This window comes from Streptomyces sp. TRM49041 (genome assembly GCF_008271805.1).
GTDB lineage: Bacteria > Actinomycetota > Actinomycetes > Streptomycetales > Streptomycetaceae > Streptomyces.
In genome coordinates this window covers 1-243 of sequence record NZ_VSRY01000059.1, presented here as the reverse complement: position 1 = coordinate 243, position 243 = coordinate 1, and the positions used below count along the sequence as shown (strand labels likewise).

General features: G+C 66.3%; 1 protein-coding gene. It reads left to right on the top strand.

Annotated features, from left to right (window positions below; all coding sequences use genetic code 11):
* Positions 1–88: 88 nt before the first annotated feature.
* Positions 89–243, top strand: a 155-nt coding sequence (locus FVS66_RS03410; protein ID WP_149179470.1) for a DUF397 domain-containing protein, incomplete at its 3' end; no start/stop codon positions are given.

The window sequence follows — 243 nt, the reverse complement described above, 5'->3', positions numbered from 1 at the left end:
CGGCCCCGCCCTCGCCTTCGACCGATCAGCCTGGTCCTCGTTCGTCTCGGCGATCCAGCGCGACCAGTTCAACGCCTGAGTGGCCGCCATGGAGTGGATCAAGAGCAGCTACAGCGGAACAAACGGCGGCGACTGCATAGAAATTGCCCCCGCGATCCCCGCTGTCGTCCCCGTCCGTGACAGCAAAACCCCGGACGGCCCCGCCCTCGCCTTCGACCGATCAGCCTGGTCCTCGTTCGTCTC